The 24,276-nt window shown below is 73.7% G+C and carries 20 protein-coding genes; 10 read left to right on the top strand and 10 right to left on the bottom strand.

The features are described 5' to 3' along the window. Positions 1-9 precede the first annotated feature (9 nt). The 3 genes from FA582_RS00615 to FA582_RS00625 all read left to right on the top strand — a co-directional run bounded on the left by FA582_RS00615 (position 10) and on the right by FA582_RS00625 (position 4,549). On the top strand, positions 10-1,566 hold the full coding sequence (locus tag FA582_RS00615; protein WP_010149252.1) for a glucoamylase family protein: 1,557 nt from the start codon (positions 10-12) through the stop codon (positions 1,564-1,566). Continuing rightward, positions 1,563-3,401 (top strand): glycoside hydrolase family 3 protein, encoded by a 1,839-nt coding sequence (locus tag FA582_RS00620; RefSeq protein WP_010149251.1) that lies wholly within the window; start codon positions 1,563-1,565, stop codon positions 3,399-3,401. Before FA582_RS00615 ends, FA582_RS00620 begins: the two co-directional genes overlap by 4 nt. Before the next feature lie 215 nt (positions 3,402-3,616). Next, positions 3,617-4,549, top strand: a complete 933-nt coding sequence (locus FA582_RS00625) for a hypothetical protein (protein WP_141567767.1) — start codon at positions 3,617-3,619, stop codon at positions 4,547-4,549. Between the two features lie 233 nt (positions 4,550-4,782). Here FA582_RS00625 and FA582_RS00630 read toward each other — a convergent pair whose 3' ends face one another. Further along, the gene (locus FA582_RS00630; RefSeq protein WP_010149248.1) at positions 4,783-6,054 is read right to left on the bottom strand and encodes an NAD(P)/FAD-dependent oxidoreductase; all 1,272 of its coding nucleotides are present in this window, start codon (positions 6,052-6,054) and stop codon (positions 4,783-4,785) included. Positions 6,055-6,344: 290 nt separating this feature from the next. On the opposite strand from FA582_RS00630, the gene FA582_RS00635 reads away from it, so the two are divergent. The 3 genes from FA582_RS00635 to FA582_RS00650 are packed head-to-tail and all read left to right on the top strand — an operon-like array spanning position 6,345 to position 10,677. Next, positions 6,345-7,478 carry a glycosyltransferase family protein gene (locus FA582_RS00635; RefSeq protein ID WP_010149247.1) on the top strand — a complete coding sequence of 378 codons (1,134 nt, stop codon included), beginning with the start codon at positions 6,345-6,347 and terminating at the stop codon, positions 7,476-7,478. Further along, positions 7,475-8,386 carry a WcbI family polysaccharide biosynthesis putative acetyltransferase gene (locus FA582_RS00645; RefSeq protein WP_010149246.1) on the top strand — a complete coding sequence of 304 codons (912 nt, stop codon included), beginning with the start codon at positions 7,475-7,477 and terminating at the stop codon, positions 8,384-8,386. The genes FA582_RS00635 and FA582_RS00645 overlap by 4 nt, the downstream gene beginning before the upstream one ends. Further along, entirely contained in the window at positions 8,383-10,677 is a 2,295-nt protein-coding gene (locus FA582_RS00650; RefSeq protein ID WP_051125247.1) for a glycosyltransferase, read from the top strand. Before FA582_RS00645 ends, FA582_RS00650 begins: the two co-directional genes overlap by 4 nt. A 38-nt stretch (positions 10,678-10,715) precedes the next feature. Here FA582_RS00650 and FA582_RS00655 read toward each other — a convergent pair whose 3' ends face one another. Next, positions 10,716-12,080 (bottom strand): amidase, encoded by a 1,365-nt coding sequence (locus FA582_RS00655; protein WP_010149244.1) that lies wholly within the window; start codon positions 12,078-12,080, stop codon positions 10,716-10,718. A 261-nt stretch (positions 12,081-12,341) separates the two neighbouring features. On the opposite strand from FA582_RS00655, the gene FA582_RS00660 reads away from it, so the two are divergent. Genes FA582_RS00660 through FA582_RS00670 form a run of 3 tightly spaced genes read left to right on the top strand, consistent with a single transcriptional unit; the run spans position 12,342 to position 15,575 of the window. Continuing rightward, positions 12,342-13,112 (top strand): CHRD domain-containing protein, encoded by a 771-nt coding sequence (locus FA582_RS00660; protein ID WP_010149243.1) that lies wholly within the window; start codon positions 12,342-12,344, stop codon positions 13,110-13,112. A gap of 15 nt (positions 13,113-13,127) precedes the next feature. Beyond that, complete coding sequence (locus FA582_RS16845; RefSeq protein WP_147899704.1) at positions 13,128-13,907, top strand: class F sortase; 780 nt, start codon at positions 13,128-13,130, stop codon at positions 13,905-13,907. 3 nt (positions 13,908-13,910) lie between these two features. Further along, on the top strand, positions 13,911-15,575 hold the full coding sequence (locus FA582_RS00670) for a CopD family protein (RefSeq protein ID WP_010145997.1): 1,665 nt from the start codon (positions 13,911-13,913) through the stop codon (positions 15,573-15,575). 34 nt (positions 15,576-15,609) lie between these two features. On the opposite strand, the gene FA582_RS00675 is transcribed toward FA582_RS00670, so the two are convergent. Genes FA582_RS00675 through eat form a run of 6 tightly spaced genes read right to left on the bottom strand, consistent with a single transcriptional unit; the run spans position 15,610 to position 22,185 of the window. Next, complete coding sequence (locus tag FA582_RS00675; RefSeq protein ID WP_010145996.1) at positions 15,610-16,461, bottom strand: Fpg/Nei family DNA glycosylase; 852 nt, start codon at positions 16,459-16,461, stop codon at positions 15,610-15,612. Between the two features lie 37 nt (positions 16,462-16,498). Then, positions 16,499-17,293, bottom strand: coding sequence for a 3-oxoacyl-ACP reductase (locus tag FA582_RS00680; RefSeq protein ID WP_010145995.1), 795 nt, complete (start codon positions 17,291-17,293; stop codon positions 16,499-16,501). A gap of 17 nt (positions 17,294-17,310) precedes the next feature. Then, a complete protein-coding gene (locus FA582_RS00685; protein ID WP_010145994.1) occupies positions 17,311-18,672 on the bottom strand; it encodes an aldehyde dehydrogenase family protein in 1,362 nt (453 codons plus the stop codon). Continuing rightward, complete coding sequence (locus tag FA582_RS00690) at positions 18,669-19,373, bottom strand: gamma-glutamyl-gamma-aminobutyrate hydrolase family protein (protein WP_237707454.1); 705 nt, start codon at positions 19,371-19,373, stop codon at positions 18,669-18,671. Before FA582_RS00690 ends, FA582_RS00685 begins: the two co-directional genes overlap by 4 nt. Before the next feature lie 17 nt (positions 19,374-19,390). Continuing rightward, positions 19,391-20,755 carry a glutamine synthetase family protein gene (locus tag FA582_RS00695; protein ID WP_010145991.1) on the bottom strand — a complete coding sequence of 455 codons (1,365 nt, stop codon included), beginning with the start codon at positions 20,753-20,755 and terminating at the stop codon, positions 19,391-19,393. Next, the gene (eat, locus tag FA582_RS00700; RefSeq protein ID WP_010145990.1) at positions 20,752-22,185 is read right to left on the bottom strand and encodes an ethanolamine permease; all 1,434 of its coding nucleotides are present in this window, start codon (positions 22,183-22,185) and stop codon (positions 20,752-20,754) included. The genes FA582_RS00695 and eat overlap by 4 nt, the downstream gene beginning before the upstream one ends. A 110-nt stretch (positions 22,186-22,295) precedes the next feature. Between eat and FA582_RS00705 the strand changes: the two genes are divergently transcribed. Continuing rightward, positions 22,296-22,997, top strand: a complete 702-nt coding sequence (locus tag FA582_RS00705) for a FadR/GntR family transcriptional regulator (RefSeq protein WP_010145989.1) — start codon at positions 22,296-22,298, stop codon at positions 22,995-22,997. 64 nt (positions 22,998-23,061) lie between these two features. On the opposite strand, the gene FA582_RS00710 is transcribed toward FA582_RS00705, so the two are convergent. Continuing rightward, entirely contained in the window at positions 23,062-23,940 is an 879-nt protein-coding gene (locus tag FA582_RS00710) for an FHA domain-containing protein (protein ID WP_010145988.1), read from the bottom strand. 15 nt (positions 23,941-23,955) lie between these two features. Continuing rightward, positions 23,956-24,204, bottom strand: coding sequence for a hypothetical protein (locus tag FA582_RS00715; RefSeq protein ID WP_010145987.1), 249 nt, complete (start codon positions 24,202-24,204; stop codon positions 23,956-23,958). Positions 24,205-24,276 lie beyond the last annotated feature (72 nt).

The raw sequence follows: 24,276 nt of genomic DNA on the forward strand, positions 1-24,276 counted from the left end.
GGAGCACCCATGCACCCGTTCGACGCACGTCATACCCCCCTCGCCCGCCGCACCGTGCTGGCCGGCGGCCTCGCGGGAGGCCTCGCCCTCGGCCTGCCGACCGGCGCCCTCGCGGCACCCCGCGGACCCGGCCGACCGGGCCCGGCGCCGGTGGGCACCGACGCCGACACCCTCTGGCGCTGGACCCGGGACACCTGGGCCTCGATGGTCGCCATGACCCCCGAGGACACCGGGCTCGTCTCCGACAACATCACCGGTGACCTGGCGACGGCGGGGGTCTACACCTCGCCCACCAACATCGGCGGCTACCTCTGGTCGGCCGTCGTGGCCCGCGACCTCGGCATCATCACACCCGGCGAGGCGACGCGCCGGATTCGCCGGACCCTGCGCACGCTGCAGGGGATGGAGCACCACACCGCGAGCGGGATGTACTTCAACTGGTACGACCCGCGCGACGGCTCGGTGATCTACGACTGGCCCGAGAGCGGCGACCCGGTCGTGCCCTTCGTCTCCAGCGTCGACGCGTCCTGGCTCGGGGCCGCTTTGCTCGTCGTGCGCAACGCCGACCGCGCCAACGCGCGCCTGGCGGGTCAGCTCTTCGACCGGATGCGCTTCGACGTCTTCGCCGACCCGACCTTCTCCAAGCCCTACCTCAACTACGGCGGGTTCTACCTCGAGGAGCCCACGCGCCTCACCGCCCCGCCGCGCACCGAGGCCCGCGACCTCATCGGCGCCGGTGAGCCGGTCTGGTACACCGCCGACCACCACTACGACACGATCGTCTCCGAGACCCGGATCACGACCTACCTCGGCATCATCAAGGGCCAGGTGCCGCCGGAGGCCTACTTCCAGGCGTGGCGGACCTTCCCGCCGGAGTGGACCTGGCCGGAGATGCCCCCGGTGGGGCAGTGGCGCACCTACCTCGGCGTCGACGTCTTCGAGGGCGCGCACGACTACCTCGGCCACCGCACCGTGCCCGGCTGGGGCGGCTCGATGTTCGAGGAGCTCATGCCCAACGTCTTCGTGCCCGAGGAGACCTGGGCGCCGGACGCCTGGGGCCGCAACCACCCCAACCACGTCGCGGTGCAGCGGGCCCACGGGCTGGAGGAGTACGACTACTGGGGCTTCTCGCCCGCGAGCCACCCGGCGGGCGGCTATGCCGAGTGGGGCGTCGACGCCCTCGGGCTCAACCCGGAGGGCTACTTCTCCGACGTCGAGCGCACCGACCGGGTGCACGGGCAGCCGGAGCCGGACTACGGCCAGGGGGTCGTCACCCCGCACGCCGCCTTCCTCGCGATGATGCACGCCCCGGCGCAGTCCTACGACAACCTCGTCGCCATCGAGGCCGACTTCGCCTCCTACGGCCCGGGCGGGTTCTACGACGCGGTCAACACCTCGACCGGCCAGGTCGCGACGCGCTACCTGTCCCTGGACCAGGCGATGATCCTCGGGGCCCTCGGCAACGTGCTCGGCGGTGGGTTGCTGCAGCGCTACTTCAGCACCGGCGAGGTCGAGCGCACCCTGCGCCCGGTGCTCGCCATGGAGGAGTTCGGCGCCAGCGCATGAGCGAGATCGGCTTCTCCACCGGACCAGACGGGGTGCGCTACCGCGACCTCAACCGCAACGGCGTCCTCGACCCCTTCGAGGACCCGCGTCGGCCGGCGGCCGAGCGGGTCGACGACCTGCTCGGCCGGCTGCACCTCGACGAGAAGATCGGGCTGCTCTTCCACACCGTCATCGAGTCCGGGCCGGGTGGCAGCGTGCTCGACGGGCCGGGGGCGATCAGCAAGACCGGCACCCGACACGTCGTGGTCGACAAGCGCGTCAACCACTTCAACGTCCACCAGCTCGGGTCGGCCGGCGAGGCCGCCCGCTGGCACAACGCGGTCCAGCGGGTGGCGGAGCAGACGCCGCACGGCATACCTGTCACCATCTCGACCGACCCCCGGCACGGCTTCAGCGAGAACGCCGGCGCGAGCTTCTCGGCCGGCTCCTTCTCCCAGTGGCCCGAGCCGCTGGGCATCGGCGCGCTGCGCGACGTCGAGCTGTGTCGGGAGTATGCCGAGGCGGTCCGCTCGGAGTACGTCGCCGTCGGCATCCGCGCGGCGCTGCACCCGACGCTGGACCTGGCGACGGAACCGCGCTGGGCACGGCAGCTGCATACCTTCGGGCAGGACCCGCAGGTGGTGACCGAGCTGGGGCTGGCCTTCCTCGAGGGACTCCAGCGGGGCCCGCTCGGGCCGGGCAGTGTCGCGTGCACGGCCAAGCACTTCCCCGGCGGCGGGCCGCAGGCGGACGGCGAGGACGCGCACTTCCCGTACGGCAAGGAGCAGGTCTACCCCGGAGGGCGCTTCGCCGACCACCTCGCCCCCTTCCTGCCGGCCATCGAGGCCGACGTGGCGGCGATGATGCCCTACTACGGCATACCGATCGGGCTCGAGCTGGACGGCGAGGACGTGCCCGAGGTCGGCTTCGGCTTCAACCGGCGGATCGTCACCGGCCTGCTGCGCGACGAGCTCGGCTACGACGGTGTCGTCCTCACCGACTGGGAGCTGGTCAACGACAACCACGTCGGCGACCAGGTGCTCCCGGCGCGGGCCTGGGGCGTCGAGCACCTCGACGCCGCCGGCCGGATGGAGCTGCTGCTCGAGGCGGGGTGCGACCAGTTCGGCGGCGAGGAGTGCGTCGAGGTGCTGGCCGAGCTTGTGGCGTCCGGGCGGGTCACCGAGGAGCGGATCGACGTGTCCGCGCGGCGGCTGCTCCTGGTGAAGATGCAGCTCGGCCTCTTCGACGACCCCTTCGTCGACGAGGACCTCGCCGACCGGAGGGTGGGCGTGGAGTCGGTCGTCGCGTCCGGCCTGGCCGCGCAGGCCGCCTCGGTCACGGTGCTCGCCGACGACGGTGGGCTGCTGCCGCTGGCGGGCGGGCGTCGCAGGGTCTACGTCGAGGGGCTCTCGGCGGCGGATGCCGCGCCGCTGGGCGAGGTCGTGGAGCGGCCCGAGGACGCCGATCTCGCCGTCATCCGCCTCGCCGCCCCTCACGAGCCGCGCTCCGACCTCTTCCTGGAGGCGTGGTTCCACCAGGGGTCGCTGGACTTCCCGCCCGGGCTGCCGGTGCGGCTGGCCCGGATCCGGGAGCACTGCCCGGTCGTGGTCGACGTCACCCTCGACCGGCCCGCCGTCCTCGGGCCGGTGCTGGAGGCGGTCGACGCGGTCGTCGCGAGCTACGGCTCCGGCGGGCCGGCGCTGGTCAGGGCGCTGCAGGGCGAGGCCCGGGGCCGGCTGCCCTTCGACCTGCCGCGGTCCATGGAGCAGGTGCGCACCCACCACCCGGACCAACCCGGGCTGGGCGACCCGCTCCTGCCCTGCGGGCACGGCATACCTCTCGGTGCGCGGGTGTGAGGCCGGTCCGCTGAGAGCACGTGTCGCGGTGACGGCCCACGTGCGCTCAGCGGTTGGCAGGCAGCCAGCCCACGCCGGGAGCACGTGGTCGGCATAGCCCTCACCGTGGTGGCTGTGGGTCGCCCTGACGACCCAGAGCCACCACAGTGAGCCCGGCCGACGGCCCCTGTGGACAGTTCCCGCGAGGGACGGCCGTGAGTGGGCACACTGCCTGCATGTCCCCGGTGACGACGCGCACGGAAGCCCTCGCGGGCGGAGTGACGATCTCGCGGCTCCGGCACCTCCTGGCCCGGGGTTCCTGGCAGCGGGTCTTCGACGGGGTGTTCGTCACGCACGGTGGGCCCCTCACCTATCGCGAGCGGCTCGAGGCGGCGACGAGGGCGCGCGGCCCCGGCGCGGTCGTCAGCCTCGAGTGCGCGCTGCACCTCTGGGGTCTGACTGATCGCCAGCCCCCGGTCATCACGCTCGCCGAGCCGGCGGGGACCCACCGCACCCGCGCCCTGCCGGGGGTGCGCGCACGGCGGCGACGTCGGCTGACGACGGCCCGGCGCTACGGCATACCGGTGACGGCACTGCCGCAGACGCTGCTCGATGTGGCCGCCATGATGGACGCGGACGCGATCATCGCCCGGCTGACCCGCGCGGTCGCGGGCCGCCGGGTCACGGTCGGGCAGCTGCGCGAGGAGCTCGCCCATCACCCGCGGCACCCGCGCCGCCTGCTGCTCGAGCAGGTGCTGACCGCGGCCGACGAGGGGCTGGAGAGTGTGGCCGAGGTGAGGTATGCCCGTGACGTCGAGCGCGCGCACGGACTTCCGCGGATGCAGCGTCAGGCCGCACTGGACGGGGGCGAGCGTGGCCGATCGCGCCGCCTGGACTTCCGGGACGCCGAGCGTGGGCTGGGGGTCGAGATCGACGGGGAGATCTTCCACCGGGACCGCGCCCACCTGGACCGCGGGCGTGACCGGGAGGCCGCCGGCCGCGGTGACATCATCCTGAGGGCGGGGTGGTTCGAGGTGGTGGAACGGCCCTGCCAGCTCGCGGCCGATGTCGCCGCAGCCCTCCTCGCCCGCGGCTGGACCGGCTCCCCGACGCCCTGCAGCCCGGCCTGCGCGGTCCGACGTGACCCCCGCCTGAGAAAGGCCGGCTGACCCGGGCGCGTGGGGCGGCTGACTGTGGTGGGTGAGGCGATCCCTGGTGGGGTGTGTGGTGGGGGTGGGTCGTCAGGGCGACGCGTAGCCACCACGGAGACGCCCCCGGGGGTGGGTTGGGCGATCTCTGGCAGGGGTGTGTGGTGGGGGTGGGTCGTCAGGGCGACGCGTAGCCACCACGCAGAGGGCGCTGGCGGGCTCCCCAGCCCCGACCAGTCCAGCCCAGCCGGTGCTCAGGCCTCGGCGGCGAGGGGTGCCGCCCGGTCCCCGCGGCGCCGCAGGAAGCCCTCGGCGGCGCGGCGGCCGGAGACTATCGCCCCCTGGATCGACCCGGTGTCGACGTGGTCGCCGGCGAGGATGAGGCCGGGCTCGACCTCCAGGGCCTCCCGGTCGTGCAGGGGAGCGGGCTGGGCGGGCAGGGCATACCTGATGTCGTCGCGGCGCAGGAGCTGCCAGCCGTCGGTGGGGACGCCGTAGATCCCCGCGAGCTGGGTGGCGACCACGTCGTCGGCGACCGGCTCCTGGCCGGGGCGCAGCAGGCTGCTGGCCTGCACGAGGTGGCGACCGGCCGGGGCGTAGGACGGCGCGGCATTGCTCATGACCGCCGTGTTGATGACCGGGCCGGCCTTCTCGCGCTGGTCGATGACGAGCAGCGACAGGTCGGTGGGGGCCTGCTCGACGGCGTACCAGTGCGTCGTCACGCCCTTGCCCCCGGCACTCGGGCGTCCGGTCAGGGCCGTCGCCGCCTCGGCTCCCGTGGCGACGACGACGAGGTCGGCGCCGATGTCCTCGCCGCCGGCCGTGCGCACCCGGCCGCCGCTGACGGAGACGACCTCGGTGCCGAGCTCGACAGGGGTATGCAGTGTCTCCGCCAGCTGCTCCGGCAAGGCCTGCATGCCGCGCTCGGGCAGGCCCGGTCGGCCGGTGGCGAACATCCGGGTGAGCAGGTGGGTGAAGGCGGTGGAGGTGCTGCCGTCGTCCTCGAGGAGCACCCCGGCCAGGAAGGTGTCGACGACCCGGCGCAGGGGCCCGTGGAAGTTGGCCCGGTCCATGGACTCGCGGCGCGAGACGTCCTCCCGGTCACCGTGCAGGGCCCAGTCGGCGCGCAGGGCGGGCGCGGCCCACCGGGCCAGCGAGCCCAGCGCCGCGGGGTGCAGCTTGCCCGAGCGCATCGTCTGCCCGATGAGCTGGGGCTCGCGGCGGGGGTCGGCCATGACGAGCAGGGAGTCCGACCGGTCGCTGCGGCAGGCCAGGCCCGCGCGGAAGGGCTGCAGCGCCAGCGCGTCGAGGTCGACGTCGGAGCGGACCATCGGATAGGCCGGGTTGAGCAGCTGGAATCCGCGGTCGAGCAGGAATCCGTCGACCTCGTCGGTGCGGATGCGTCCGCCGACCGCGTCAGCCGCCTCGAGCACGCGCACCCCCACCCCGTGGTCCTGCAGGGTGCGGGCACAGGTGAGCCCCGCGAGCCCGGCTCCGACAACGACGACCTCGACCGACTGGGACATGCCACTCAGCCTAGGACCGGTGACGGCGCGCGTCACATCGTGGCCGGCCACCCCGATCACGACCCGGTCAGGGACGTGCCGTCGCCAGGTGACAGTCCAGGCGGCGCAGCCGTGCGTCTCGACCTAGGGTCCAGACTGAGCTGCGCTGGGCGAGCCTGCTGGTGCAGGCATACACCCACGTCACCCCGCCCCACCGGATGCCTGGAGGTTCGTGCTGTGCAGGTCGTGGTCGTCGCCCACCCCGGCGCGCGGTGGGCCAGCCCCGCGTCGAGGGGGGACGGGTCCAGACGATGGTCCCTGAGCCGGTGAGCGGCGTGCGGGTGCGGCACGTCCCTGCAGCCCATCCCTACGTCGAGCACGTCCACGCGCTGCCGTCGACCGCCTCCGCGCCTGCTGTGGCCGTGCTCCCCGACCCGCCGGTGCCGGGTGCGCCTCCGGGTCAGTGGTGGCCACATCCTGCGCTGGAGGAGGCGTGGGTGCGCGAGCACGCCCACGAGCAGGACGTCCTGCACGTGCACTTCGGGGTGGAGGGGCGCAGCCTCCCCGAGCTGCGCGCCTGGCTGGATGCGCTCGCCGACCTGGGTCTTCCGCTGGTCCACACCGTCCACGACGTCGACCATCCCCACCTGCACGACCAGAGGCACCATCGGGAGCAGCTGGCCCTGCTCGTCGAGCGCGCCGACGGCCTGCTCACCCTCAGCGAGGGTGCGGCACAGCGCGTCGAGCGGGAGCACGGCCGGCGGCCCCTCGTCCTGCCGCACCCGCACGTCGTCCCCATGGACCTGCTCGACCGGCCCCGCCCGGTCCACGAGGAGCTGCGCATCGGGATGCACCTCAAGAGCCTGCGCACCAACGTGACGCCGATGCGTGTCCTGCCGGCGCTGCTCGAGGCGGTGCCGCACCTGGCGGCCCGGACCGGGCGGCCCGCCGTGCTGGAGATCCGGGCGCACCCCGAGGTGCTGGACCCGGACTTCACCCGCCACGACGAGGCGCTCGCCCGGCTGCTGCGTCGGCTGCTCGACGACCCGCCGCCCGGGGTGGAGGTGCTGGTGGGTCCGCGCCTGGACAACGTGCAGCTGTGGGCCGCCCTGCAGGCGGTGGACGTGTCGGTGCTGCCCTATGCTTGGGCGACGCACTCCGGCTGGGTCGAGGCGTGTCGTGACCTGGGCACCTGGGTGCTCTCACCGGACGTCGGCCACCTCGAGGAGCAGGGTGCAGGGATGGTGATCGCCTGGGGGCCTCCGCACCAGGCGCCCCTCCCGTCCCGGCTCGTCGACCTTCTCGCGCTCTGCGCAGCCGGACCCCCCGCCCGCCCGGGTGCGCAGGCGCGGGCCGCCCAACGGGCCGAGCTGGCGCGACGGCACGCCCAGGTGTATGCCGGTGTCATCGACGGACGACGGATCGACGGAGGGAGCCCACCGTGAGCGAGGACGGACGGCGCCGCCACTACGGCGGCTTCTACGGGCTGGAGGAGCTCCCTGCCACCGGGCGCCCGCGGCTCGCGGTCTTCGGCAACTGCCAGGCCGAGGCCCTCAGGGTCGCACTCGACACCGCCGGTGTCCTCGACAGCGTGCGGATGCCGCCGGTGCACGAGCTGGACGAGGCGGACCTGCCCCACCTGGACCGCCTGCTGGCGTGGGTGGACGTCCTCGTCGCCCAGTCGGTGGCCGACGACTACCGGGGTATGCCGCTCGGCACCTCCCAGGTCGCGACGCGGCTGCGACCGCAGGCGCGCGTGGTGCGCGCACCCAACTACTTCTTCAGCGGGCTCTACCCGGAGCAGGTACTGGTGCGCCACCCGGAGATCGAGGACCCGCCGGTGGTGCCCTACCACGACGTGCGGCGGCTGGGCCGCGCCGCCGGGTGGGACGGCCCGTGGGAGGCGCCGGCCGAGCTCGTGCGCGAGGTCGCCGCCGCCTCCCTGGCCGAGCTCGAGCGCCGGGAGCGGGCGCAGCAGAGCCTGCGCATCAGCGACGTCGTGCGCGCCAGCGGTGCCGGTGCGGGCAGGACGGTCGACCATCCTGGCAACGAGGTGCTGCTGGCGCTGGCCCGTCGGGTGCTCGAGGGGGTCCGCCCCGGCTCGGGGGAGGCCGTCCAGGACCCGGGCCGCGTGCTGCTCGCCTCCGTGGCCACCCCCCTGTCGCGTAGCGTCCTCGAGGCGCTCGACCTGCCGGGGGAGCCTCGCGAGGGGTGGCTGGTCGACGGCGAGGCGCTCTCCGACGACGAGGTGGGGGCGGCGCATCAGGAGTTCTACGCACGCCATCCTCGGGTCGTCGAGGTGGGGATGGAGAAGAGGGAGGACCTGCTGCGGCGGTGGGGTTGGCGAGCGTGACCCTGCCGCTGGTCCACCTCGTGCCCGGGCCGGTGGAGCACGGCGTCGTGCGGCACGCGCTCGGTGTCCACCCGCACCTGGGAGAGGCCGAGCTCCTGCGGTGCGACCGGCTGGACGAGCTCCCCGACGACGCCGTCGCCGGGCGGGTGGTTGTCGCGCAGGTGACCGACCGGTTGCTGGCGTCCTCGCCGGCCCAGGGGATGCAGGTGTGGCACCGGGTGCTGCGGGGGGCTGCCCGGGTGCTGGTGGTCCTGCACGACCTGCCGCAGCGGTCGGACGGCCGCCACCGGCGGGCACGCAGCCAGCTCTATGCCTCCCTGGCCGCCTCGGCGGACACGGTCGTGGTGGCGAGCGCGCACGAGCGGCTGCTCCTCGCGGCGGCGCTGCGCTGGGCCCGCCCGGACGCGGCCCGCGCCGTGCTCGGCCGCACCGTGGTGGCGCCGCTGCCGGTCGAGCCCGACACCGACGCCGCGCCGAGGCCTCCCTCGCCGGTGACCCGGTCGCAGGCCCTCACCATCGTCACCCTGGGGTTCGTCTACCCCGGCAAGGGGCTCGAGGAGGTGGTCGACGCCGCGGCGCTGGCGGCCCAGGACCCGCGACTGGAGGGCCGGACGATCGAGGTCGTCAACCTCGGGGGCGCGTCCCAGGGGCATGAGGACCTCCTGGAGGAGCTGGCGGTGCGTGCCCGGGACAGGGGGGTGCGCTGGCACAGCACCGGCTACGTCCCGGACGAGCGGCTGCCCGGTCTGCTCGCCACGGCGACGGTGCCTGTCGCGGCGCACCGGCACGTGTCCGCCTCCGGCTCGGTGGCGACCTGGCTGGCCGCGGGACGACGGCCGCTGCTGCTGGACTCGCGCTACGCCCGTGAGCTCGACGCCCGGCTGCCCGGGGCCGTGCAGCCGGTCTCTGCCGACCGGCTCGCCCCGGCGCTCGCCGACGCCCTGGTCCGGGCGTGCTCGGCGGAGGGCACGGACCCGACCTGGCTGCCCCCCGACGTCCGTCTCGGACCCACCTGGGGGGAGGCGGGACGGCTGGTCTCGGAACTGGCCCGGGAGCCCGCGGTCTCGGTGGTGGTGCCGTACTACCGCGACCAGGAGATGCTCGACCTGCTCGTCGATCGCCTCGGGGCCCAGAGAGGGGTCCTGGGTGGTCTGGAGCTGGTGGTGGCCGATGACGGCTCGCCGCGGCCGCCCAGGCTGCCGGCCGCCCCTCACGGGGCGCTCGGGCGGATCCGGGTGCTGCGCCAGCCGGACGAGGGCTTCCGGCTCGCGGCGGCCCGCAACCTCGGCCTCAGGGTGACGACGGGGCGGGTGGTGATCCTGCTCGACGGGGACACCGTGCCCGAGGACGGCTACGTCGCCGCCCTGCAGCAGGCGTGCCGGGTCCGGCCCACCCTCGCGGTCGGGCGGCGTCGGCACGCCGACCTGCGCGGTGAGGGGCGCTGGCCCCCGACCACGGAGCTTCCGGCGCCCGCGTGGCTGGCCGAGGGGTATGCGCAGACGCAGGACCTGCAGGTCGCCGATGACACGTCCTTCCGCTTCGTCATCGGGGCCGTGCTCGGCGTGTCCCGTGCGGTGCTCGACACCGTGGGCGGGTTCGAGGGCGACCTGACCGGCTACGGCGGGGAGGACTGGGAGTTTGCGTGGCGGTGCTGGCTGGCGGGGGCGGCCATGCAGCACGTGCCGGACGCGGTGGCCTGGCACGACGGTCCGGACGTCGCGGGCCGCGTGGACGGCACAGCCGCCGGCCTGAGCGGGGTCAAGAACGCCGAGACCGCCCGCCTCGCCCGGCTGCTTCCCCACCCGCTGGTGCGCGGCCGCGGCTGGACCTACCCTCAGCCGGACGTCGTCGTGCGCCTCGACGTCCGGGGCTGGACGCACGGGCAGGTCGTGCTCGCGGTGGAGTCGGTGCTGCGGCAGGGCGACGTGGGGGTGTGGCTGACGGGGGCGGACGAGACCGCGGAGCATGCGGTGCACGACCCCCGGGTCCACCTCGGGCGGCCACCGGCCGAGGTCGTCGCACGGGCCAGGGCCGAGGTGCTGCTGCAGCGGCCGGTCTGGGTCAGGCGGCTCCCCTGGGGTCCGTGGCCGGCCCACGTGGACGCGCCGGAGCTGTGCTGCGAGACGTGGACGGACGACTCGGCGAGCGGCGTGCAGGCGCAGGTCACCCGTAGCAGCGGCCTCACCCGACTCCAGGGTGCCCCGCCGGGGCCCTGCTGGTTGAGCGCGGAGGCCGTCGAGCCGATCCCCTCCGGCGTCGTCGTCGAGCACTGGCGCGCCGCACACCCCTGAGGGGGCCGCCCGGGGCCCCGGGAGGTGGGTCGCGTCGGTCAGCCGAGGGGTGGCTGGTGCAGCGCGGACATCCCGCGCAGCACGCCGAGGTCGTCGAAGGACCGCCCGACGACCTGCACGCCGAGGGGCTTGCCCTCCACCGTGAGTCCCACGGCCGCCGTGCCGGCCGGCTGGCCGGTCATGTTCCACGGCATCGTGTAGTTGATGTGCCACATGCCCCGCCCGTCGTCGGGATAGGGCATGGGCTGCTCGGCGGGGAAGGCCACGCCCGGGGCGACGGGGGAGAGGAGCAGGTCGGGGTCGCCCGCCGCGGCCCAGGCGGCGCACGTGCGGGCCTGCACCTCGGCGAAGCAGTGGTAGGCGTCCATCACCTCGGTCCCGGTGAGGTCGCGGGCGCCGCTCACCCAGTCGGCGATGAAGGGCAGCACCCGCCCCTGCGCGTCCGGCGTGAGCCGGCTGAAGTCCGCCCAGGACCGCGCCTGCCAGAACCTGTTGACCCCCTCGAGCAGGTCCTGGGTCAGCCAGGGACGCACGGGCTCGACCTGTGCGCCGGCGTCGGCCAGTCGTCCGGCCGCCGCCTCGACCGCGGCGACGACCTCGGGGTCGGCCTCGACGCCATACCCCGCCTCGGTCCACAGGGCGACCCGCAGCCCGCGGACGTGCGGTCGGGCGTCGCTCCAGTCGATCTCCTCCCGCGGCAGCGAGGTCCAGTCGACCGGGTCGGGGCCGGAGAGCACCGCCATGAGCAGGGCGCAGTCACGCGCGGTGCGGGCCATCGGTCCGGCGGCGCGGCCGAGGTATGGCGCGTGCAGGGGGATGCGCCCGGCGCTGGGTTTGAGGGTCGCGAGGCCGAGCCAGGTGCCCGGCAGCCTGATCGAGCCGCCGATGTCGGTGCCGACGTGCAGCGGGCCGTAGCCCCCGGCCGCCGCGGCTCCGGCCCCCGAGCTGGACCCGCCGGTCGTCCAGGTCGGGTCGAGCGGGGAGCGGGTGATGCCGTGCTGGCTGGAGACGCCGGAGGAGAGCATGCCCCAGTCCGGCATGACGGTGGAGCCGAGCACGATCAGCCCGGCCTCGCGGCACCGGCGGGCGACGGGTGAGTCGACGTCCGGCACCACCGGCGTCGCGCCGGCGCACCCTGCCGTCATGAGGACGCCCGCGCGGGCGAGGTTCTCCTTGAGCGTGACGGGGACGCCGTCCAGCGGTCCGAGCGGCCGACCCGTCGCCCACCGCTGCGCAGCGGCCTGCGCCTGTCGCAGGGTGTCCTCGACGTCGTCGCGGACGGCGAGGGCGTTGAGCTCGGGCTCCCGCGCCTCGATGACCTGCTGGATCTCGGCGACGACATCGACCGGGGAGAGCGAGCCCTCGGCATACCCGGCGGCGAGGGCCGCTGCGTCACGGGGCATCGGTGCCCACCTTCCTCGTGGTCGTCGCGGACGCGGTGAGTCACCCTCATCAGCCGGGGCACCAGTATGCGTCGTGCCCGCCGTGGCTGCGGCGTCGCCACGGTCGGACGGAAAAGTCCGAAAAAGATTCGTCGACCTCCAATCCGTTCACGAGGTCGGTCCCGAATAGCAGTTGCGAGCCCTGGTACCCACAGGGTCGACATTGCCTGTCGGTGCGCAACGGTTGCGTGCTGCGGGTCCGATCAGAAGGATGATGTCTCGATGAAGATCTCCCGAAAGTTTTTGGCCGCTCCCGCCGCCGGTGCAGCGGTGCTGCTGATGGCTGCTGGCCCTGCGCTGGCTGCTGGTCACACCGAGGGCATGGCTGACCTTCAGCCGGTGCCTGTCAACGACGCTCCGGGCTCGGGCTCGGCGATGATCACGCTGGATGGCACGACGCTGGACTTCACCCTGGCCTACCAGGGTCTGCTGGCTGACGCCCCGCACGCCGCGCACATCCACTACGCCGGCGACGCGGCCAACATGTGCCCGACCGCTGAGGACGACGCCGATGGCGATGGCTTCCTGACCACGACCGAGGGCGCCCCGTCCTACGGTGGCATCAAGGTCTCGCTGACCACCGAGGGTGACACCACCCCGGACTCCGGCCTGGCGGTCGACCGTTTCGGTGTCGGTGACGACGTGAGCTACTCCCGTGGTGGCGTCGAGGTCGACCAGGAGACCGCTGACGCGCTCGCCGATGGTGAGGCCGTCGTCGTCGTCCACGGTGTGGACCACGACGGCAGCGGCGCCTACGACGAGGGCGAGCGTGGCGCGTCCGATCTGGACCCCTCGCTGCCTGGTGAGGCGACCGACCCGGCCCTGTGTGGTGTCGTCGAGGTCTCCCAGATGGATGAGATGCCCGGTGGTGGCGTCGAGACCGGTGCGGCCACCGATGGTGGTCAGAACATCGCGCTCGCTGCTGCTGGTGGCGCTGCCCTGGTCGGAGGCGCGCTGGTCCTGGCCCGTCGCCGCACCGCCGAGCAGAGCTGACACCAGGCTCTCCTCATGAAGACCGGTGACGTCGGGCAGCGCGGTACCCACCGCGCCGCCCGACGTCACCGTCCGCTGTTGCCGACCCTGGCCGCGATCGGCCTCATGCTCGGTGGCGGCACCGCGGTCGCGGTCGGCGTCGCCGGCCCCGAACCCGCGCGACCCCCCTCGCTGGCCGATGTCCCACGCGCCAGCACGTCCGGCGACGACACCGCGTCGCCCCGCACCCTCCCGATGCCTGCCACCGTGGACACCGACGTCCCAGCCGTGCAGGACTCCCGCGAACCTGCCGTGCAGGACTCCGGCCTGGACCGCCAGGACCCCGAGGAGCCCGAGCAGGCTCCGCCCGTGGGCGAGCCGGTGTCGGTGTCGATCCCCGCGATCGGGGTGACCTCCGAACTGCTCCACCTCGGCCTCGACGACCAGGGCGCACTGGAGGTCCCCGAGGGTGAGGACTACGACTCCGCCGCGTGGTACGACGGCTCCCCCCGGCCCGGCGAGCCCGGCCCGGCCGTCGTCCTCGGCCACGTCAGCGGCGCCGCCGGTCCCTCCGTCTTCTTCGACCTCGCCCTCCTGCAGGTCGGTGACACCGTCGAGGTCGACCGTGCCGACGGCACCACCGCGACCTTCGAGATCTACGACCTCCAGCAGTTCCCCAAGGACGCCTTCCCCACCCTGGCCGTCTACGGCAACACCCCCGGCCCCGAGCTGCGCCTCATCACCTGCGCCGGCACCTTCGACGACGACACCGGCCACTACGACGACAACATCATCGTCTACGCCCGCGAGGCCTGAGCCGTGAGCCGATCGACCCTCGAGGGGACGACCCCGCCCCGAGCCCACGACCCGGACGGGCACGCCGCGCGTACCGTCGGGGAGGTGGAGAACACCTCGCGCGGGTCCGCCCGCGTGGTCGACGAGGGGGACGCCGCACCGACCGAGCCGCCGGTCCGCCCCGCCCGGGCTCCGCTGACCGGACCCGCCTTCCCCCGTCGTCGCGTGGGTGCCGTCGCCGGCGCCCTCCTCGTCGGCGTCCTCGTCCTCGCGCTCGTCGTCGGGGGAGGAGCGCCGAGCCCCGCTCCCGCGGGGCTGCCCGATGCCGGACCGGTCACCGGGTGGGGACTCCCGGTGGCCGAGCTGTCCACCCGGGTGCTGGCCGTCCTCACGATCGGCCAGCTCCTCTTCGCCGCGGTCCTCGCTCCGTCGCGAGGCGCCGCGCCCTCGGCAGGGGCACTGCGGGCGCTGCACGCCACCACGTGGACCGCCGCCGGGTGGGTGGTGGCCGAGGTCGTGGCTCTCGTGCTCACCGCCAGCACGATCTACGGCGTCCCGGTCGGACGCCTGTCCACCCAGTCCGTCCTGGGTGTGCTCACTGAGCTGCCGGCCGGCCGGTCCGCGCTCTGGGTGGGCCTGCTGCTCGTCGTCGTCACCGTCGGCAGCGCCCTGCTGACCCGGCGGCCCACCGCCCTCCGGGCGGCGGCCGGCCTGCTGCTGGTCGCCGCCCTGGGGGCCGTCACCATCCCGGGGGTCCTCGCCGGCCACTCCGCGGCGGCGGGCAACCACGTGCCCGCGGTGGTCGCCCTCTCGGTGCACGTCGTCACCGCCAGCCTGTGGGTCGGGGGGCTCGCCGCCCTGCTGATGTATGGCCGTGGCCGCGTCGAGAGCGTCCACGCGGTCCGCCGGTTCAGCGCGGTGGCGTTGACGTGCCTCGCGCTGCTGCTCATCTCCGGGGTCATCGCCGCCCTGCTGGTCGCGGGGGTGCCGTCCTGGTCCTGGCTGGGTGAGGGATGGGCACAACTGCTGGCCGTCAAGACCGTCCTGCTGACCGCTCTCGGACTCATCGGCTGGCAGCACCGCCGCGCCACGCTCCCCGCACTGGAGGCAGGGAGGCCGTGGACCTTCGTGCGACTCGGTGTCGTCGAGGTGGCGCTCATGGCCCTGACGATCACCGTGTCCGTCGCGCTCGGTGCCTCGGCGGCGCCCTCCCCGCAGTCGAGCGGCACGACGACGAGCAGCGTGGGGGCGGCAGCCGACGCGGGCGGGGAGCAGGAGACACCCGAGGACGGCCCGTCGTCCGCGGCGGAGGAGCGGGGCGGCGAGGCGGACGAGCCCGACGCCGGCGACGAGCCGCTGGTCGAGGACATGAGCGGGCACGATCACGGCGACCTGTCGGTGGCCATCCTCATCGACGACGAGCGCTTCCACGTCGCCGCGACCGTCCGGCCGGGGCAGGTGGTGACGGTCTACAACAGCAGCGACGACGCCGCGACCATCACCGCGCTCGGCGCGGACGACGCTGCTGGCGAGGCCCGCGGCGACGCCGACTTCGACGTCGAGGTCCCCGCCCGGACCTTCATCACCTTCTCGGCCCCCGAGGCCGAGGGTGACTACGCCTTCGTCAGCAGCCCCGACGCCGAGCCGGTCGACGGCTTCGCCGACACCCTCGTCGTCCGCGCCCCCTGACGCGGCACCGGCCCGCGGAGCGACCGCATCCCGCTCAGGAGTGCAGCACCTGGCAGCCGGGGCACCAGTAGGCCGTCTGCAACCCCATCCGCTCGGCACGGACCGTCTCGCCGCAGCGCGGGCAGGGTCGGCCGCGGCGCAGGTAGACGGCGTAGCGCTTGGGCCAGCGGGGGACCGGCTCGCCGCGGGTGAGCAGGTCGCGCGCGTCGGTGAGCTGCCCGGGGTCGGTGACGATCCAGCCCGCCCCGAGCCCGACCGTCATGAGGTCGATCGCGTCCTGCCACAGGGTCTGCAGCGCCTCCGGCGGGACGGCGCGGCCGGGCGAGTGCGGGTCGATCCTGGCCCGCCACAGCAGCTCGGCGCGGTAGACGTTGCCGATGCCGGAGACCACGCCCTGGTCGAGCAGCAGCACCCCCAACGCCCGTCGTGAGCGGTGCAGGCGCGAGACCGCCACCTCGGGGTCGGCGTCGTCGCGCAGCGGGTCGGGACCGAGCCGGGCATGCAGCGCGGCCAGCCCCTCGGCGTCCAGCAGCTCGCAGACCGTCGGTCGAGTCACCTCGAGCAGGAACGCCCCGGTGAGGAACCTCCAGGCCAACCCCTCCGGCACCGGTGGGTCGGTGCGGGGCAGCCCGTCCTCGCCCAGGGCCCGCCGGTGACGACGCACCGAGACGCGACCGTGCATACCGAGGTGGAAGTGCCCCGACCACCGGGACTCGCCCAGGTGGACGAGCAGGTGCTTGCCGTGCGCCTCGGCTCCCGCCACGGCGGACCCGTCGACGACGGCCGGGTCGAAGACCTCGGTCACCGGACCGGAGGACCGCCCCGTCTGGCCGACCAGCTGGCGCACCCGCGCGGCCATCCCGTGGACGGCGTGACCCTCGGCCATGAGGTGAGCGTAGGCGCCGCCACCCCGGCTCTCGCGCTCAGTCGGCCAGCGGGGTGACGTAGGCCGAGCTGATCCCACCGTCGACGAGGAACTCCGAGGCCGTCATGAACGAGCTGTCGTCGCTGGCGAGGAAGGCCACGGCCGCAGCCATCTCCTCCGGCTCACCGAAGCGGCCCATGGGCACGTGCACCAGCCGGCGCTGGGCCCGCTCGGGGTCCGAGGCGAACAGCTCCTGCAGCAGGGGCGTGTTGACCGGCCCGGGGCACAGGGCGTTGACCCGGATGCCCTGGCGGGCGAACTGCACCCCGAGCTCGCGGGTCATCGACAGCACCCCGCCCTTGGAGGCGGAGTAGGAGATCTGCGAGGTCGCCGCACCCATGACGGCGACGAAGGACGCGGTGTTGATGATCGACCCGCGCCCCTGCTCGACCATGTGCGGCAGCGCCGCCTTGCAGCACAGGTAGACGCTCGTGAGGTTGACCTCCTGCACCCGACGCCACGCCTCCAGCCCCGTCGTGAGGATCGAGTCGTCCTCGGGCGGGGAGATGCCGGCGTTGTTGAAGGCGATGTCGACCGAACCGTAGGTCTCCTTGGCGGTCGCGAAGAGGCGCTGCACCTGCTCGGCGTCGGTGACGTCGGTCTGGACGAAGAGCCCACCCAGCTCCTGCGCCAGCGGGCCGCCCACCTCCTCTCCGCAGATGTCGGCGAGGACGACCCGCGCCCCCTCCGCGGCGAGCCGACGGGCGCTGGCCAGGCCGATCCCGCTCGCTCCGCCGGTGACGACGGCCACCCTCCCGGCCAGGCGCTGGGTCAGGTCGATCGTGCTGCTCATGGGTTCACTCCCTGTGCTCACTCGCCGGTGGCGATGTAGACGGTCTTGGTCTCGGTGAAGGCGTCCAGTGCGTGCGGGCCGAGCTCCCGGCCCAGCCCCGACTGCCCGAACCCGCCGAACGGCGTGTTGTAGCGCACCGAGCTGTGGCTGTTGACCGACAGGTTGCCGGCCTCCAGGCCGCGCGAGACGCGCAGGGCGCGGCCGACGTCACGGGTCCAGATCGACCCGCTCAGCCCGTATGCCGTGTCGTTGGCGATCCGCAGCGCGTCGGCCTCGTCGCGGAACGGCAGCACCGAGATGACCGGGCCGAAGATCTCCTCGGTGAAGGCTGGGTCGGTCTCGCTGCGCGAGCGCAGCACGGTCGGGGCCTGCCAGAAGCCGGGACCGGTCGGGGCGCTGCCCTCGATGAGCACGTCGGCGCCGTCGAGGTAGCCGCGGACGCTCTCGCGCTGCCCCGCGGAGATGAGCGGACCCATCCCCGTCCCCTCCTGCGCCGGGTCGCCGCAGACGAAGCCCCGCACGGCCGGCTCCAGCCGGGTCAGGAAGTCGTCGAGCACGTCGGCCTGCACGAGCAACCGGGACCGCGCGCAGCAGTCCTGGCCGGCGTTGTCGAAGGACCCGCCGGGCGCGGCGGCCGCGGCGGCGTCGAGGTCGGCGTCGGCGAAGACGATGCTGGCGTTCTTGCCGCCGAGCTCCAGCGTCACCCTCTTGACCTGCTCGGCGCACCCGGCCATGACCCGCTTGCCGACGGCCGTGGACCCGGTGAAGACGACCTTGCGCACGAGCGGGTGGGTGACGAAGCGCTCGCCGACCACGGACCCGCGCCCCGGCACCACCTGGAGCACGCCCTCCGGGATCCCCGCCTCGAGCGCCAGCTCGGCCAGGCGCAGCGCGGTCAGCGGCGTCAGCTCGGCCGGCTTGAGCACGACGGTGTTGCCCGCCGCGAGCGCGGGGCCGATCGCCCAGCCGGCGATCGGCATCGGGAAGTTCCACGGCACGATGACGCCGACGACGCCCAGCGGCTCGGCGAAGGTCATCGCGACCCCGCCCTCGACGGGGATCGTCTCGCCGCCGGGCCGCTCGGGGGCGCCGGAGAAGTAGGTGAGGACGTCGCGGACGTTGCCCGCCTCCCACCGCGCGTTGCCGATCGTGTGCCCGGCGTTGCGCACCTCCAGCGCGGCGAGCTCCTCGAGGTGCTCGTCGACGGCGGCGGCGAACCTGCGCAGCAGCCGGGCCCGGTCGGCCGGGCTCACCCGGCGCCAGGTCCCGAAGGCCCGCGCGGCGGCCTCGATCGCGCGGTCGGCCTCGGCCTCGTCGGCCAGCTCCAGGGTCGTGATGACGTCCTCGGTGGCCGGGTTGATGACATCGGTCGTGCTCATGTGGTGCTGCTCTCCTCTCGCTCGGTTCTCGTGGTGGCCTGCGCGACCAGAGCCGCGAAGAGGCGGCGGTCGGCGGGGTTCTCCTCGGGGTGGAACTGCACGCCGATGGCCCAGGTGTCCTCTCCCGCGGGTTCCAGGGCCTGCACGACGCCGTCCGCCGAGCGCGCCGTGACGACCAGGCCGTCGGCGACCCGGTCCACGCACTGGTGGTGGTAGCACGGCGACGCCGCCTCCTCACCCAGGACCGCGGCGACCCGTGAGCCGGGCTCGGTGCGGAAGGTCACCTCCCCGAACACCCCCGGGCTCGGCTGGTATGCCGTGTGGCCCAGTCGGTCCGGCAGGTGCTGGTCGAGGGTGCCGCCGAGGGCGACGTTGAGCACCTGCACGCCGCGGCAGATCGCGAGCAGCGGCACGCCCCGCTCCAGGGCGCCACGGGCCAGCGCCAGCTCGGGGGCGTCCCGGACCGGCTCCGCGGCCGTGCTCGGGTGGGGGGCGGCGGCATACTGCGCGGCCTCCACGTCGGCGCCGCCGATGAGGACGAGGCCGTCGAGCACCTCGAGCACCTCTGGGTCCAGGCCGACGGGGGGCAGGAGCAGCGGCGTCCCTCCGGCCGAGGCCACGGCGTCGACGTAGACCGCCGGGACGATCGCCGCCTCGCGGCGCCACACCCCCCATGCGGCCTCCTTGTAGTAGGTGGTCAACCCGATCCGTGGCCTGCTCACAGACGTTCGAATCCTCTGCGCAGCTCCCAGTCGGTGACCGCGGCGTCGAAGGCGGTGATCTCGACGTCGGCCATGTTGACGTAGTGGTCCACGACGTCCTGCCCGAAGGCCTCGCGCGCCACCTCCGAGGCGGCGAAGAGGTCGCGGGCCTCCCGCAGGGTGTGCGGGACGAGCGGAGCGTCGGACTCGTAGGCGTTGCCGGTCATCATCGGCTCCAGCTCGAGCTCGTTCTCGATGCCGTGCAGCCCGCCGGCCATCATCGCCGCCACCGCGAGGTAGGGGTTGCAGTCGCCGCCGGGCACGCGGTTCTCCATCCGCGCCGAGGAGCCCTCGCCGACGGTCCGCACCGAGCAGGTGCGGTTGTCCTGCCCCCAGGCGACCGCGGTCGGGGCGAAGGAGCCCTGGGCGAAGCGCTTGTAGGAGTTGATGTTGGGGGCGTAGAAGAGGGTGAACTCGCGCATGGTCGCGAGCACGCCGGCGATGAAGTGCTCGTAGAGCGCGCTGCGCCCGTCGTCCTCCCAGAAGACGGTGGAGCCGTCCAGCCCGCGCAGCGAGAGGTGGATGTGGCAGGAGTTGCCCTCCCGCTCGTTGGGCTTGGCCATGAAGGTCAGCGACTGGCCCAGCTGCGCGGCGATCATCTTGGCGCCGGTCTTGTAGACGCTGTGGTTGTCGCACGTCGTGACGACGTCGTCGAAGAGGAAGCCGATCTCGTGCTGGCCGAGGTTGCACTCGCCCTTGGCCGACTCGACCGTCATCCCCGCCGTCCACATGTCGCCGCGGATCCGGCGCAGCAGCGGCTCGACCCGGCCGGACCCGACGATGGAGTAGTCGATGTTGTACTGGTTCGCGGGGGTGAGACCGGTATACCCCTTGGCCCAGGCCTCCTCGTAGGAGTCGGTGTAGACGACGAACTCCAGCTCGGTGCCGGCGACCGCCGACCAGCCGTGCTCGGCGGCGCGCTCGACCTGGGAGGTGAGCATCGAGCGCGGCGACATGGGCACCGGGGAGCCGTCGGTGAGGGCGAGGTCGCACTGGATCATCACCGTGCGCTCCAGCCACGGCACCCACCGGATGGTGTCGGTGTCGAGGGTGAACTCCATGTCGCCGTAGCCGGCCTCCCAGGAGGAGATGGCGTAGCCGTCGACGGTGTTCATCTCGGTGTCCACGGCGAGAAGGTAGTTGCAGCCCTCGACGCCGTGGCCGAGGGCGTGCTCGACGAAGTAGGGCGCGTGGAGGTACTTGCCCTGGAGGCGACCCTGCATGTCGGTGAAGGCGACGACGACGGTCTCGATCGAGCCGTCCGCCACCCCGCCCCGGAGCTGGTCGACGGTGAGCATGCGGTCGCTGCGGGGGTGGGTCATCGCAGGCCTCCTTCTGCCTCGGTGAGCTGGGCGAACTCTTCTTCTGGCGCGGTCGAGACCAGGTGGTGGCGACTGTAGAACCAGAAGTAGGCCACGAAGGCCAGGAAGACGGCTGCGGTGATGCCGGCCGCGGTGGTGTCCACGAAGAAGGTGGCGATGACGGCGATCACGCTGAGCGTGAGGGCGATACCGGTGGTGACGACACCACCGGGGGTGCGGTAGCCGCGCTCCAGGTCCGGCTCGCGACGACGCAGGACGATGTGCGAGAGGTTGAGCAGGACGTAGGAGACGGTCGCGCCGAAGACGGCGATGTTGATGAGGAGTGCCCCGTCCTGGGTGATCGCCGCCAGCAGGAAACCGATGGTGCCGGGCACCAGAAGAGCTACCCAGGGGGTCTTGCGGGAGCCGGTCAACGACAGTGCCCGGGGCAGGTAGCCCGCGCGGGAGAGCGCGAAGAGCTGGCGTGAGTAGGCGTAGATGATCGAGAAGAAGCTCGCGACCAGCCCGGCGAGGCCGGCGTAGTTGACGAAGCCGGCGACCCACGAGTCCTCGCCGAGCGCGGTGCGCAGGGCCAGCGGCAGGGGGTTGTCCGAGGTCCGGACGGTCTCGGCACCGGCCGAACCCGGCACCAGCAGCAGCATGAGGGCGGCGAAGACGAGCAGGACGCCCATCGCGACGATGATGCCGCGGGGCATGTCGCGCTTGGGGTCGGCGGTCTCCTCGGCGGCCAGCGGCACACCCTCCACGGCGAGGAAGAACCAGATGCCGTAGACCAGGGCCGCCAGCATCCCGGCGAAGCCGTAGGGCAGGAACTCGCTGGCGCCGACGGCGTCGGTGGGCGCGATGTCGAAGAGGTTGTCGACCCGGAAGTGCGGCAGGAGTCCCACCACCGTGGCGACCAGGGCGATCACGGCGATCGCGGTGATCCCGAACATGATCTTCAGCGCCTCCCCGACGCCCCAGATGTGCAACCCGATGAAGACGAGGTAGGCGATGAGATAGACCGGCCAGGAGTTGGTCAGGCCGAAGAGCCCCAACGCCTCGACGTAGCCACCGATGAAGACGGCGATCGCGGCGGGGGCGACGGCATACTCGATGAGGACGGCGACACCGGTGGCGTAGCCGCCCAGCGGTCCGAGCGCCCGTCGCGCGAAGCCGTACCCGGCGCCGGCGGTCGGCAGCGTCGAGGACATCTCGGCCAGGCCGAGGACCATGCAGGTGTACATCACGGCCATGAGCACGGTGGCGATGAGCAGACCTCCCCAGCCGCCCTCGTCGATGCCGAAGTTCCACCCGGCGAAGTCGCCGGAGATGACGTAGCTGACCCCGAGCCCGGCGAGGAGGACCCACCCGGCGGCGCCCTTCTTGAGCTGCCGGTGCTGGTGGTAGTCGTCGGCGACGTCCTGGTAGTCGACCCTGCGCTTGGGCATGGGGAACCTTCCTCGAGATCAATGGATCATCGTTGGTCCATTGGCGTGCAGGTCGAGTCTGGCGGGGGTGGAGGCGCCTCGTCAAGGGGTCGGACGCCTAGGTTGGGGGTATGCAGCCCGCCGAGACGCCGCACGTCCGTCCGGTGCGCAGCGGCAACGTCTTCGAGGAGACGATGGAGCACCTGCTCCGCCTGCTGCGGCTGGGGACCTTCCCGCCCGGCGCCAAGCTGCCCGCCGAGCGTGAGCTGGCCGAGTCGCTGCGGGTGTCGCGCACGACGCTGCGCGAGGTGCTCGCCGAGCTCCAGGAGGCGGGCTACGTCACGGTGAGCCGGGGCCGGTATGGCGGCACCCACGTCTCCCCGGCGCCGCCGGCGCGCGCGGGGCAGGGCGCGCTCGATGCGGCCGAGGTCGAGGACCTGCTCACCCTCCGGATGATCGTCGAGCCCGCGGCCGCGGGTCTCGTGGCGCGGCGAGAGCTCGCCGGTCCCGAGCAGCAGCGGCTCGTCGCGGCCGCGACCGAGTGCGCGGCGGCCGGGGTGGAGCAGTACCGCCCCTTCGACGCCCGCTTCCACCTCACCCTCGCCGAGCTCGGCGGCTCACCCTCCCTCGCCGGGGTCGTCGCCGACGTCCGCGACCGGGTCAACGCCATGCTCGACCAGATCCCGCTCATCCCGCCCAACCTCGTGCACTCCTCCGACCAGCACGAGGCGGTGGTGGTGGCGGTCCTCGCCGGGCGGCCCGCCGCTGCGCAGGAGGCCATGCGCGAGCACCTCGAGGGCACGGCGGCCCTGCTGCGCGGCTTCCTGGCCTGAGCCGTGGCCGACGGCCCGAGCAGGCGCCGCCGCCGTCGGCCTCACGCCATGGCCGCCACCGGCCTCAGGCGTCGTAGCGCGGCCGCCGCTGCGGGCGCTGCCGGCTGAACTCCCCGCCCTCGCGGCCGCCGAAGGGGCGCCCGTGGTCGGCATACTCGTCCCGGACGTAGACGAAGGTCTGCGTGCCGCAGGCGAGGGTGGCGCCGGTGCGCAGCACCCGGCCCTCGGTGGCCTGCTCGCCAGCGACGGTGGCCGGCTCAGGGCCGAGCGCGTGCAGGAGGTACTCGTCGGTGGCGGGGTCGCGCCGGATCTCCGCGTGCTGCGGTCGCAGGCCGGGGATGCGCACATCGCTGTCCGGTGCGGAGCCGATCGTCGTCGTGCCCCGGCGCAGGTAGGCCGTCTCGCGCGGCGCGCCCTGCTCCGGCCCGGGCGGGAGGTAGTAGACGAGGCGAGGACGACCGCCGCCGGCGGGGTCGTGGGTCGTGCGCACGCGCCGGCGCAGCACCGGCGCGAGGGTGGGTGCGGGCGGCCAGGGGGTGCCGGGCGGCGTGAGATCGGCCACCGAGGGGCCGGAGCGCCGGCTCCCCCGCAGCAGCTGCAGGGCGGCGCGGCGGTCACGGATCGCGACGTGCCGTGAGCCGGTCACGGCGCGGTCGAGGAGACCGGCCCGCACCGAGCCCAGGGAGAGGATCGGGCCGCGGGGGCCGACGACGGACAACGTGAGGCCGGCCTCCGCCGCCGCCTCCGCGAGGTCGGAGGCGAGATCGGTGGCCGCCCGACGCCCCAGGCCGACGGGCAGACCGTCGAGGCGGTCGAGCACGACCTCGATGTCCTGTCCGGCCCCCTGGATGCGGGCCGACCACCGGCCGGCCGGGCCGTCGTCGGTGGCCGGGACGTCGACCGTCAGCCGGAGGTCCGCCTCGACGCGGAGCTGTGCAGTCATGCGCCGACGACCACGTCAGGAGGCGCCGTGGGCGCGGTCCTCGGTGGTGATCCGCAGCGTGCCGTCCAGCTTCCAGGTCGCTCGCGGCGCGTCGGCGCCGGTGTCGCGCGGCACCTGGACCGCGAGGTCCTGGAAGGTGTAGTTGATCGCCGCACCCTGGCCCGTGAGGTAGTTCCACATCTCCTTGCCGAGGTCGGTCCAGGAGACGGTGTCGCCGCCCGTCCCGGTCATCTGGCCCTGCTCGTGACCGTGCTGCTCGCTCATGGTGAACCCTTCGTCTCGACGGACCCACGTCTAATGTGTGTCCAAGGTTTTCCCACTATGCACCCGCTCGAG

This window comes from Serinicoccus profundi, from assembly GCF_008001015.1.
Classification (GTDB): domain Bacteria; phylum Actinomycetota; class Actinomycetes; order Actinomycetales; family Dermatophilaceae; genus Ornithinicoccus; species Ornithinicoccus profundi.